Source organism: Bacillus pseudomycoides DSM 12442, assembly GCF_000161455.1.
Taxonomy (GTDB): domain Bacteria; phylum Bacillota; class Bacilli; order Bacillales; family Bacillaceae_G; genus Bacillus_A; species Bacillus_A pseudomycoides.
In genome coordinates this window covers 5,415,388-5,426,835 of sequence record NZ_CM000745.1, presented here as the reverse complement: position 1 = coordinate 5,426,835, position 11,448 = coordinate 5,415,388, and the positions used below count along the sequence as shown (strand labels likewise).

The following is an 11,448-nucleotide window of genomic DNA, read 5'->3' as shown; positions in this document are numbered from 1 at the left end:
GAAGACTTTGAGACGAAACACTTTGCTTTTGGTGTAGATCTAGAGTTTTTAAAGACTTCTAAATTGTGGTTAGAAAAGCGTGGAATAGAAGTGATAGGAAGTCAGGGAAAAGGAAATCAAGAGCCAATTGTCCAAAGATGGATGCCCGCTGCAAGTGTATACTTTCTGGACTGTGATGGAAATAAATTAGAATTTATTTCTATGTTACATGATAATCCAGATGAATTAGAATATGCATCCTATTTAAGTGAATGGGATGCGGAACACCAAAAAAATGAATGAAATTGTATCTATAAAATGGGGTAGCACCACATGTCCATCAACTTAAGAATTCTGAATTACCCCAAAATGAAAAAATGAGCTTTTTTTGTTACAAGTTAGCACAAAATTTCATTTTGGGGGTACTATCAAATTTTAGCTTAATGGCTATGGGGGAGCATTAGGAAAATGCGGATTTACAACGTTTTTAGGATTTTTTTAGCCATGACTGAATATATGGTTCATATGAAGCCCAAACAGGCATAGATATTTCCTTTTTTAAGCCTTCTTTCAAAACTTCGTTATATCCATATACCCATTCTGATAAGCCTTCTTTCATATGATTTTCCACCATTTCTATAGTATTCTCCGATAAAAACATTTTCTGTATTAAATGTGAAACTATAAAAAGGGGAAAGTTAAAGAATTTAGACGGAAATATTTTATTTGTAGGTATACCATAAGCTTTACATACATTGATCCCTTCTCTAAAAGGGGTCACCATATCAAAAAAAGAAAATTGTACGTTTAGACATATTTTAGACAAAAAATAACCGATTCTCTGTACTTTTAGACATAATTTTATGTTTTGTACAGAAATTCTATTTTTTTGCTTCATAAGAATGAAAATGTATCTAAAATTAAGCCATTTTCAAATAAAAAGTACATTTTTATCATTTCTAATGTCCGCTAATGCTTGTTGCGTTATCCTGTTCTATTGCTACACAAGGGCTTGGTTCATCTATTAATTGAAAATGTAAGAAAATTCCTTAACGTATAATTTTCTTTTTTCAGTCGTGTGACTCCAAATAGCCCAAATCTCGAATACACAAATCATCTTCTTTTACAGTTGATGCACATGAGTCTGCTTGCCTGGATCTGCCTCAAAACGAACGGCACCCTGTGGCGATGGCACATACGTCGTCTATGTTTAAAGTAAGCTTCAAATTCTAGTTTACGAGCATGTAGGCACGGAAGGCAGATGCTGATTTTATTGTTTCTTTCCGAAAAATATAAAATGTTAGACTGACTTTAATGTAAAACCAGCGGTAGTCTTTGACATAAAAAATAAAGTCCTAGACTGCTGCTGGTTTATTGGACTAGCGTAATCAATTGTCACTTATCATTATTGGCTACTTTCAGTTTCACATTCATTATTTTGTCTTCCATACCGTTATCCCGAGTATCGGCATAAGCGACATAACTGTATCCTAATTTGCTCATTCTTAGCTCGGTGTTATGTTTAGTCTGCTCCTCTCTCTTTGACGAACAACCATAATCCAATTGCAAAGAAAAACAAAATATAGGCGATATCTATCGCTAACGACATAGGTAAGCCAACTAATTCCGATTTATATTGTGACGTGCTCCAATAAACACTTAAATCATCATGATGAATGAATAGAATGTGTGTCCATGATGTAGATAAGAGACTACCTCCAAATATCATTTGTAAAAAGTATAGCACTAAGCTACTGCCTACTGCGATAGCAGCTGATCTCGTCCACACGCCAATCAAGGATGCTAGACTTGCATATAGGCAACATTGCAATACGATTGCTCCGATAGAGTATATAACATCCGTCATGTCGCCCCATTGTATGTTTTTTGGAGCCATCAGAAGATTCACTAACAAAGAAACAATGAATATATTAACAACACCCGTAATGATGAGCAAAATCATCGCAGCAATTTTTGCAACATACAACCTTGAGCGCGAGGACGTATGCAGAAACAGTTGTTTCAGAGTACCATATTGATACTCATCCGTCCAAATAAGAGGTGACAAAACAATCGCCCAAGGTAGAATAACAAGCATTCCCGATAGGCCAAGCAAAGCATTTACCATTTGAGCCACCGTATCATCAGCCTTGAGATTACTGGTGTATGCCCAAGAGAACAGTACCGTCATCACAATAAAACCAATGTGTGAAAGAATAAAGATTCTTTTATTCACTATCTTCAAACATTCATTCCATAACAACTTAACTCACCTCACCGCGCGCAGTTGTCCATTTTAAAAACTTATCCTCTAAACTCGTATGTGCCGACAACACCCGATGAACTTCCACCCCGGCATCACACAATGATCGAATCAGCTTTGGAACTTGACCTTCATCAATAGCTACTGTCATAGTATGCAAACCGTTAGATAATTTCTCTGTCTGCATATAACCCAACGCATGATGATCATCCCCAAACAAGTTAATCAAAACTTCGCTTGTAAGCTCAATATTATCAATGTGAAGAGTAATACAGAATTCTCCATCATTTAACCCATCATCAATCCGCTGCTCTGTCACTAAGCAGCCATTTTGCATAATAACCACTCGGCGTGCCATCTGCTCAATCTCAGACAGTTGATGACTGGAGATCACAATTGCTACGCCCAAATCTGCTGCAATTCTATTTAAATAGTTCCGGGTTTCACGGACACCAGCAGGATCAAGTGCATTCATCGGCTCATCTAACACAAGCAACTTTGGCTTTCGCAGTAGTGCTTGTGCAATTCCCAAGCGTTGTTTCATTCCCATGGAGTACGTGCCTACTCGCTGCTTAAGCGCATGTTCTATCCCGGTCAGACTGGCTACCTCCAGCAACCAATCCTTGCTCACATTTTTGTGCAAACGCTGATATTGACGTAAATTTTCGTACCCACTCAAATAAGGATAGAAAGCAGGCGCTTCAATCACTGCCCCTACATTGAAGAGTGCTTTAGAAAACTGACTCTTAATACTGTAACCTGCAATATGCACGTCCCCGGCACTTATTGTGCTTAGACCAACTATCATCTTCATCGTGGTTGTCTTGCCCGCTCCGTTCGCACCAAGTAGTCCAATAATCTCTCCCTCTACCACATCGAACGATATGTCTTGCACAATCAACTTGCCCTTGATTTCTTTCGTTAGGTGTTGCACCGATAATACCGTTTTCAATTGTCCCACTCCTTACAATTAGTCCCAAATGTAATCTCAAGTTGATCCATATATTGTTAGTTTAGCTATTATGTTTTAAAGAAGACATGTATTATTCTTACATTTGCCTTACAATGTTGTAAGGTGTAATGAGTATTATGTTTTCAATCAAAGTCTAGGCAACAAACACTATCCAACTGATGTATAGAAATAAAAAAACTATCTATTTCTTAAAGAGAAAAAATAGATAGTTTTGTCGAAAATGTGTCTAAACGTACAATTTTCCCGAAATGATATGGTGACCCATTGCCATCAACTTAAGAATTCAGAATTACCCCAAAACGAAAAAAAGTCCTAAATTAATAGGACTCTTTTTTCGTTTATCTAATCTTCAAATATAAATATTTCATCAATAGTTGTTTCTAAAATTTTTGCTATATCATGAGTTAATTGCAAAGAACGATTATATTACACTAATTTGTCGGTCTTAAAAACTTAAATACTAATAATAAAAGGCTAAATAAAATAAAAACTTGAGCATCTTGACTAGGATCACTATTATAACCATCTTGTATCTCAGTAATTAATTCATGTGTTTTCACTTATCCCATCTCCTTTTATATAGTTCACTTTGTAACAACTCTATAAATATAACTTAATATCATAATTATAATATATAAACTGAAAATACCTATAAAATCCACCTTAAATTAACCTTAAATAATTAGACCTTTTTATCATTCATGAAAGTAAACTTTTACCCTAAAATTTACATTGGTGAATAACAAAAAGAGACCGGTTATTCTAGTTTTTTTACGTAGAATATTTTTTAAAGGGAAAAAATTGACTTTTTTATATTTTTGATTTACTCTATGAATGCAAGTGAATACTTGCTTCGGGGTTTTAAAGTTGAACAAAGATTAGTTGAAGGTTGGATGAAATATGAATGAAATGACAAACACATCAGAACGTATTATCGAGGCTTTCTTAGAATTATTCCGCATTTATGGATATAAGGGGACAACAACTCGTTCTATTTCAGAACTAGCTGGTGTAAATGAAGTAACTATTTTTCGGAATTTCGGAAGCAAAAAGATGATTATGGAAAAAGCTATTGAATCCTTATCACGAAATGTAACGCTAGATAAATTAATGCATGAAGAAATGACTTGGGATCTTGAACATGATTTGTTACATATTGCAGAGGGATATCATGCATACATAGAAAAGATGAAGGATTTGATTTTGATTAGTTTTAGAGAAGCTGAAATGTTTCCAGAACTTAATGAAACGATTGCATTAATTCCTAAACAATTAAAAGAAGGTTTAGTTTCGTATTTTATTGAGATGAATAAAAGAGGGAAGCTCATTGAAATTGATATGGAAGCTCAGGCTATGAATTTTATTTGGATGAATTTCGGTTACTTTCTTTCTAATTCTCGTTTTGGTGACGATATACTTTTAAATTCAAAAGAGATGTTTTTAAAGCATAGTGTTCAACTTTTTTCTAGGGGGTTAACTCCCTAGTTCTTTTTTCACACTCGAAGCAAGTAAGTACTTGCTTCAATAAGAAAAAGAAGGAGCATAAAAATGAAAACCTTAAAAAATTTCTTTAAATATCGTGAAACCTTTATTGGAATTGCAACTGCGGTTGCTTTTCTATTAATTTTCTTCTGTGTATGGATGACTGCATACGATGGTGTTACTGATCGGGTAGATCAATTAAAAATTGGATTAGTCAATGAGGATGAGCAAATGGGAGCAACCATTGAAAAAAACTTAAAGAAAAATCTACCTTTTAAAGTTAAAAGCTACGGTTCTGTAGTAAACGCCAAAGAAGATATGGATGAGCGCAATTTAGATATGGTTATACAAATTCCTGCGAATTTCTCAAGTCTATTGAAAGAAAAGAATAATACAGAGATTAAGTATTTTATCAATCAAGCGAATTCATCTCTGACAAAACAGGTCATGGCAGGAGCAACAAAGGATATTACGCAAACAATTAATAAAAATGTATATACTTATAAACAAAAACTTATTCTTTCTAATCTACCTAAAGAACTAAGTACAACGATACCATCAGAAGAGTTGGCTCAAAAGTTATCAGCAAATGTCACAAAAGTTTTGAATTCGTTAAACATTGATTCTGTTCAATCATCTGTCAAAAAAACAAACAATACAGAGGGTTTTGCAGCAACCATGCTTCCATTATTGATAGTTCTTGCATCATGGGTTGGTGCTATGATTATGAGTTTAAATCTTAATACTGTTGCAACGCAATTAAAAACAATTCACGGCAAATGGTCTATATTTTTAACAAGACAATTTATTAATATTGTCGCATCTGTTATTTTAGCTTTTGTCACTATATTATTTATGTCCTTGTTTGATATTAAATTGAATACAAACTTGTTTGAGACATGGATGTTCCAAACTCTTGTCTTCTTTTCTTTCTTAAGCGTAACACAAATGTTTGTAGTTCTATTTGGTCCTGCTGGTATGGTGTTTAATATTATTTCACTTTCATTACAATTAGTTACTTTTGGAGTAATTGTTCCAAAAGCGATGCTATCAGATTTTTATCAAATTGTAGGTTCTTATTTCCCTGCAACTTATGTATCTGATGGATATTATACAGTGATTTTTGGAGGGACAGATCTATCACATGATATGAATATTCTTCTTTTCATTTCAATTATTACTATTTTTATAGCAATGGGAAGAATTGTTCTGCAAAAAAACACTAAAACTGAATCAAACAGGCTACCTACAGGGAAAAATAGTATTGTTCATTAAATGATGCTACATATCTTTTGAAAGTAAACTAATATTCAAAAGTTTACATTCAGATATTAAGTAAAAAACCTATTCCAGTATTGGAATAGGTTTAACTATTATAGATAAAAATTTGTTGTTAATTCGATTGTAGCCCAGAACTTTGGTGAATAATTTTATTGTTTTTCCAATCAAGTTTATAATTATCTATAGTTCCATGGTTGCCATACGTAGAATTTTTGTGATTTTCTCCTGTCCAACCTTTTATAGGATTATAAGTTAAGAGATACACATCGTTTTCTCTAGCATGTTTTACAGATAAATCCGTTGTAGTTGCATTTTTATCTGCAATTATAATTGCCATTGTACTTGGCTGAAAACCATATCTTACTAGAGCTGGAAGTTGACTGTCTGATGTGAAATTATCTCCCGCATTAATCAATGGATCGGTACGTGAGTTCATAAATAGTTCATTACCATAAAAACCACCCGAATCTCTATTATAAGGTCCATATCCTTTATTATAAAATTGATTAAATTCTACATTCCAATCTACTTTTTTATCTGTGTTATTTGTTACAAACGTTTTATAGTCTGGTTGTTCATATGATATAGTATTAGACCAAGATGCACCGGCTGATGCAGATGATGATGGACCTTCTGGTTTAATCTCTAAACCTCCGCCTACATTGTATGAAACTGTAGAAGATACTGTTTTTGATTCAATTTCATTTTTAGGTGCAACTTTATAAAATTTTGCATTGTCATTACTTGTAATTTCTAACCCTGTTTTAAAAACAGATGGCCAAGTCAACGAAGCTGCAGATGGTGTTTCAGGGCTACGCAGAAAACTTGAAGCAATATTACTTCCTTCTGTAAAAACGATTGCATATTTTTTATCAGTATTTGGATCATCAATAAATGAAACTTTTATTGAATTTTTTATGTTTGCGTCAGCATTATAAGTTGAATCTAGACTATGCATAATTTTCGCGCCTTGTCCTATATCTTCAACTTTTGGTAAAGCATCTGCGTGTACAAATGAAGCGTTAAATGCTAAAGATCCACCAACAATAGTGGTAGCCAATGCTAAAGTTTGTACGAATGTTTTAGTTTTTTTCTTTTGGGTCATTTTTTTTATTTTCCTTTCATATAAAGATTAATAGAAATATTTATATATCAATAAACAAATACTAATTTATATATCTTGCAAATTCCTTTCGTAAATATAACAAAAGTATTACATTTAATTTTCATGGAAAGATAAAATTCTCGTTTAGGGGGTACTTTAAAATTTTAGCTTGATGGCTATGGGGTAGCACCACACATCCATCAACTTAAGGTATATTTTTATACAAAATGCGGTCTTTCCATATAGTTTTTTATTATCTTTTATAGGTACTCTCTTGTTGTAGGAATACTATTTTTTATAGATGGAATTATAGGTTTATTTAAGAAAAATGAATCAAAATCTATTTTATTTTTTACTTAGATTTGAGTTTTAATAAATACAAAACAGCACAAATCGCATATTAAAATGACTTGTACTGTTTTATTTATGTATTATTTTTTAGACAAGTTATACTTAAAACTTATACAAAATTTAAAACGCAGGTACTAATTTCCACACAACTTCTTCTTTACCTAAATAGGTCGTTGTAAGAGGACCATTCATTGACGAAAAAACATCTTTATAAGAGAGAGATCCACCCTCTGCTTGAATTGTATACCCTCCCTCTACAGGAATTATATCCCAATAAGATGCATCTTTCTCCCAATTAAGACTTACACTATTGCCGCTTGCATAGAACCAATAAGAAACAGGACGTCCTATAATGAAATTTGTAGGCATCTCAATACGATATTTCTTGTTTTCTTCAGAAAAATGTAATTTCACAGGAGTTCCGGAAGGGTTTTCTACTGTTTTACCATGTGAACTAACTAGTACATTTAATGGAGAATTATGAAGCGGACGGAAAATTAATCCTCTTGTTGGTAAATCTGCTGGAACTATATAATAGTTTTTACTTGTATCAATCCTATCTCCTACTTCGTTTACTGAATCAGATGATACGGATGCACTTGCTTTCTCTATTGGAAAAAATCCTAAAAATATAACAAAAACTAGTAAAGACATTAATACCCCTTTAATCTTCATATCAACACTCCTTCAAAATTTTTTAATTATACAATAATTGCAAATTGTATTTTTATAATTTGCAATATTAAGAAAATTAAACGGGATAAAAAAACAGTAATAAATAAAATATATTTGAAAGTAAACTTTTATGTAAAAGTTTACTTTCATTTCTCTGATTAAATTAGTAATTTATACAAGATTTTATGAGAAAAATAGGGAGACATAGGGAGACATAGGGAGACATAGGGAAGCCAAAAGGCGCACCAGAATAGGAATGTATAAAAAGATGCATAGATCCATAGAACAAGGATAAGAGGGATTATGTTAACCTTACATGTATAGGGTATACAGGTTTTTAAGGTAGGTTTTCCAATGAACAGTCACGAACTATTAATAATGAAAAGTTTACTTTAAGGAGGATTCATAAAATGAAAAATTTAATGACAAGTGATGGTACTACCTTACATATAAGCAAAAATGGACAAGGCTTACCTTGTGTTTTCTTACATGGAGGTCCTGGTTATTGGAGTTACTCTTTTGAACAGACAGGCGGCCCTATTTTAGAAAGTTTTATGGAAATGCATTATCTTGATCAGCGGGGGTGTGGTCGCTCTTCACTCGCTCCGAAAGGAGATTACTCACTAAAAAGATTACTTTTAGATCTTGAAGAAATAAGGCAAGAATTAAAGATAGATAAATGGATTGTAATGGGACACTCATTTGGTGGTATTTTAGCTACTAACTACGCCAAACAATACCCTGACAGTGTCTTAAGTTTAATCTTGCTTAATTGTACACTAAACAAGCGAGAGTCAAACCTGCATCAAATGAATGTAGGAAGAAGCTGGTTAGAAGAAGATAATGTTTTGGATTCTTATGAGTCAATCGAGTCTTTCTATAAAGACTTCTTTGCAATGGCTGAAAAACTGCTAGAAATGGGAAAATATTATGATTTACAGTTCACGGATAGAAAAAATCTTAAAGTCTTAGAGAGCTTAGATAAAGAACTTAAACATCGCCCTGATTTTCGTAAATATGTACATGCGGATCCTGAGTTTTTTCAAGATTATACTCAAATCACAGCTGAAATTTCAATGCCAACTCTTGTAATTAGTGGCAAGTATGATGATGCTGTTGGACCAGATCACTATAAAAAATTTAATTTTCCTAATATGTCCGTTGCTATTTTAGAAGATAAGCATCATCCTTATTTAGAAAACAAAGAAGAATTCAGGCGCGCAATTCAGGAATTTATACTAGCTATACCTACTCTAAAAATAACTTAAATTTACTTCCGATATCGGGTTTTATATAAATAAAATAGGTCTAAAGTATGAATCAGTTTCATTATTAAGTATGATTTGAAAATTCCTTTTTTTGTTATCATTTAATTAATATTTAATAAATGGGGGATGAAATATAAAGCTTAAGGTTCAAGGGGTTTCTGAACTGGTTTTGCAGGTAGAATCAATGGCTAGAGCAGCGGGGGATTATTTGTATCCTTAATAGTCAAAGAGAAAGCAGTAAGAGAGTTAATATGTTGCAAGTATTGAGACAAGGAGTGTTATTCGGATGGCAAACATTTTAATGATTAACTTTCCAGCAGAAGGGCATGTCAATCCTACTTTGGGCATTGTAAAAGCTTTTGCGGAAAGAGGAGACAGTGTTCACTATATTACAACTGAAAAATTTAAAGAACGTTTAGAAAAAGTTGGCGCAACGGTTCATCTTCAGCCTGATTTATTGAGTAAAGCATCCATTGATCCGTATTCAAATGCCGGTTTAAATGCCTTTCTGAAAATTCAAATTCAAACTTCATTGGACGCTTTAGATATCACAAAACAGTTATCTCAGGATATTGATTTTGACTTTGTATTTTATGAAAAATTTGGATCAGGGCAACTAGTGAGAGATTACTTGCAAATTCCGGGAGTTTGCTCTTCAGCATCCTTTTTGTTTCCCAAAGAATTTCTTAAAAACATGCCTTTATCTCCAGAATCCGGATTTAAACCTGATGAAGAAGCTGAAAAGTTAATGGTACAAATGAAAGAATGTTATGGCGTAGAGCCGGAGAGCTCGGCTCAGTTTATGAATAATGCGGCGGAATTAACGATTGTATTTACGAGCCGGTATTTTCAGCCTAATAGCGAAAAATTCGATGATTCAAATATCTTTATCGGACCGACATTCCCAAAGAGGGCTTATACGGGTAGCTTTCCCTTTGAAGCATTAGAGGATGAACAAGTCCTTTATATTTCGATGGGGACGGTTCTTGACCGTACAGAGGACTTTTTTAATACATGTATTGATGCATTTTCTGATTTCAAAGGAAAAGTTGTCATCGCTGCCGGTGAAAGAGTAGATATGACAAAAATTAAAGAAGCTCCCGAGCACTTTATCATTTCTTCATATGTACCGCAATTAAAGGTACTCGAGCACACGGATGTCTTTATTACCCATGGCGGTATGAACAGCGTGAATGAATCGATCCACTTCAATATCCCAATGGTTGTTATCCCGCATGACAAGGACCAGCCTACAGTGGCGCAGCGTCTGACTGAGCTTAATGCCGGCTACAGAGTATTAAAGGATAATTTGAAACCTGAAACGTTAAAGGATGCCGTTAAAGAAGTGCTGACCAACGAAACCTATAAAGAGGGTATCAAAAAAATTAATGAAAGTTTTCAAAAAAGCGGCGGGGCAGAAAAAGCTATAGAAGCTATTGATGCTTTTGTGCAAAACAAAAAATGAAGAGAAACACAAAGCCTTATTCAATGCGAGTTGAATAAGGCTTTTTTAGTTTGACTTCCGATAATAGGACGTTATGTTAACCAAACATGTATACTATATACATAGAATTAAAAAGATAAAAAGGGAATTTAACTTTGGAGGACATACAATGGATTTTTTCATGACTTGTGAAGTTGATAAGACAGTTAAATATAGTGATGTAAAGTTAATAATAGAAGTAGAAAAAACCTTAAAAAAACTTGAAAATAATCACTATGGTAATGAAATTGAAAGCATAAGTATTATTCCAATTATTATTGAAATAATACCAGAACTTGAGGACGCAAGCTTTTTCAAAGAAAGAAAACTCTTCAAAAGAAAAAACAAAGAAGCGGATATGAGACTAAGAATTAATATTGAAACGTTTTTAAATGCCGATCGTGCCAGAAAGAAATTGCTAATCGTTAAAAATGTCATTGAGTGTGTAAGAATATTAGGAACAAAGGCCAAGAAAGATTTTGATGCTGAAAGATTAGAGAACGACATTCTAAATTTGTTTGAAGTTGAAAAAGGCGTAATTGATAATATTGATATGTAAGCGAATTACAAATTACTTCCAATAACGAC

General features: G+C 33.3%; 12 protein-coding genes and 1 pseudogene. 6 read left to right on the top strand and 7 right to left on the bottom strand.

What is annotated here, in order from left to right:
* Positions 1-282, top strand: a 282-nt coding sequence (locus tag BPMYX0001_RS33460; protein ID WP_033799486.1) for a VOC family protein, incomplete at its 5' end; no start/stop codon positions are given.
* 184 nt (positions 283-466) lie between these two features.
* Here BPMYX0001_RS33460 and BPMYX0001_RS34640 read toward each other — a convergent pair.
* The 5 genes and pseudogenes from BPMYX0001_RS34640 to BPMYX0001_RS34635 form a co-directional block, all read right to left on the bottom strand.
* Complete coding sequence (locus tag BPMYX0001_RS34640; RefSeq protein WP_257143714.1) at positions 467-598, bottom strand: hypothetical protein; 132 nt, start codon at positions 596-598, stop codon at positions 467-469.
* Positions 599-1,501: 903 nt separating this feature from the next.
* Positions 1,502-2,242, bottom strand: coding sequence for an ABC transporter permease (locus tag BPMYX0001_RS27485; protein WP_033799484.1), 741 nt, complete (start codon positions 2,240-2,242; stop codon positions 1,502-1,504).
* Position 2,243: 1 nt separating this feature from the next.
* Positions 2,244-3,194, bottom strand: coding sequence for an ABC transporter ATP-binding protein (locus BPMYX0001_RS27480; protein ID WP_033799483.1), 951 nt, complete (start codon positions 3,192-3,194; stop codon positions 2,244-2,246).
* A gap of 363 nt (positions 3,195-3,557) precedes the next feature.
* Positions 3,558-3,641: pseudogene (locus BPMYX0001_RS32845) on the bottom strand (helix-turn-helix transcriptional regulator); the annotation flags it as partial.
* A 5-nt stretch (positions 3,642-3,646) separates the two neighbouring features.
* Entirely contained in the window at positions 3,647-3,775 is a 129-nt protein-coding gene (locus tag BPMYX0001_RS34635) for a hypothetical protein (RefSeq protein ID WP_018765182.1), read from the bottom strand.
* A gap of 340 nt (positions 3,776-4,115) precedes the next feature.
* Between BPMYX0001_RS34635 and BPMYX0001_RS27475 the strand changes: the two genes are divergently transcribed.
* Both BPMYX0001_RS27475 and BPMYX0001_RS27470 read left to right on the top strand, forming a co-directional pair.
* A complete protein-coding gene (locus BPMYX0001_RS27475; protein WP_006097448.1) occupies positions 4,116-4,700 on the top strand; it encodes a TetR/AcrR family transcriptional regulator in 585 nt (194 codons plus the stop codon).
* Between the two features lie 63 nt (positions 4,701-4,763).
* Positions 4,764-5,972, top strand: a complete 1,209-nt coding sequence (locus BPMYX0001_RS27470) for a YhgE/Pip domain-containing protein (RefSeq protein WP_006097447.1) — start codon at positions 4,764-4,766, stop codon at positions 5,970-5,972.
* Positions 5,973-6,090: 118 nt separating this feature from the next.
* Here the strand turns inward: BPMYX0001_RS27470 and BPMYX0001_RS27465 are convergent, their stop codons facing one another.
* Both BPMYX0001_RS27465 and BPMYX0001_RS27460 read right to left on the bottom strand, forming a co-directional pair.
* Entirely contained in the window at positions 6,091-7,083 is a 993-nt protein-coding gene (locus tag BPMYX0001_RS27465) for a beta-channel forming cytolysin (protein ID WP_006097446.1), read from the bottom strand.
* Between the two features lie 471 nt (positions 7,084-7,554).
* Positions 7,555-8,109 carry a hypothetical protein gene (locus BPMYX0001_RS27460; protein WP_006097445.1) on the bottom strand — a complete coding sequence of 185 codons (555 nt, stop codon included), beginning with the start codon at positions 8,107-8,109 and terminating at the stop codon, positions 7,555-7,557.
* 410 nt (positions 8,110-8,519) lie between these two features.
* On the opposite strand from BPMYX0001_RS27460, the gene BPMYX0001_RS27455 reads away from it, so the two are divergent.
* From BPMYX0001_RS27455 to BPMYX0001_RS27445, 3 genes are all read left to right on the top strand, one after another.
* On the top strand, positions 8,520-9,377 hold the full coding sequence (locus BPMYX0001_RS27455) for an alpha/beta fold hydrolase (protein WP_006097444.1): 858 nt from the start codon (positions 8,520-8,522) through the stop codon (positions 9,375-9,377).
* A 286-nt stretch (positions 9,378-9,663) separates the two neighbouring features.
* The gene (locus BPMYX0001_RS27450; RefSeq protein ID WP_006097443.1) at positions 9,664-10,842 is read left to right on the top strand and encodes a macrolide family glycosyltransferase; all 1,179 of its coding nucleotides are present in this window, start codon (positions 9,664-9,666) and stop codon (positions 10,840-10,842) included.
* A 148-nt stretch (positions 10,843-10,990) separates the two neighbouring features.
* Entirely contained in the window at positions 10,991-11,419 is a 429-nt protein-coding gene (locus BPMYX0001_RS27445) for an Imm44 family immunity protein (RefSeq protein ID WP_033799482.1), read from the top strand.
* Positions 11,420-11,448 lie beyond the last annotated feature (29 nt).

Excerpts from the sequence above, each read along its gene's own strand:
- BPMYX0001_RS27475 (WP_006097448.1), top strand. The coding sequence starts at position 4,116 with ATGAATGAAATGACAAACACATCAGAACGTATTATCGAGGCTTTCTTA.
- BPMYX0001_RS27445 (WP_033799482.1), top strand. The coding sequence starts at position 10,991 with ATGGATTTTTTCATGACTTGTGAAGTTGATAAGACAGTTAAATATAGT.
- BPMYX0001_RS27450 (WP_006097443.1), top strand. The coding sequence starts at position 9,664 with ATGGCAAACATTTTAATGATTAACTTTCCAGCAGAAGGGCATGTCAAT.
- BPMYX0001_RS27455 (WP_006097444.1), top strand. The coding sequence starts at position 8,520 with ATGAAAAATTTAATGACAAGTGATGGTACTACCTTACATATAAGCAAA.
- BPMYX0001_RS34640 (WP_257143714.1), bottom strand. The coding sequence starts at position 598 with ATGAAAGAAGGCTTATCAGAATGGGTATATGGATATAACGAAGTTTTG.
- BPMYX0001_RS27470 (WP_006097447.1), top strand. The coding sequence starts at position 4,764 with ATGAAAACCTTAAAAAATTTCTTTAAATATCGTGAAACCTTTATTGGA.
- BPMYX0001_RS27460 (WP_006097445.1), bottom strand. The coding sequence starts at position 8,109 with ATGAAGATTAAAGGGGTATTAATGTCTTTACTAGTTTTTGTTATATTT.
- BPMYX0001_RS27465 (WP_006097446.1), bottom strand. The coding sequence starts at position 7,083 with ATGACCCAAAAGAAAAAAACTAAAACATTCGTACAAACTTTAGCATTG.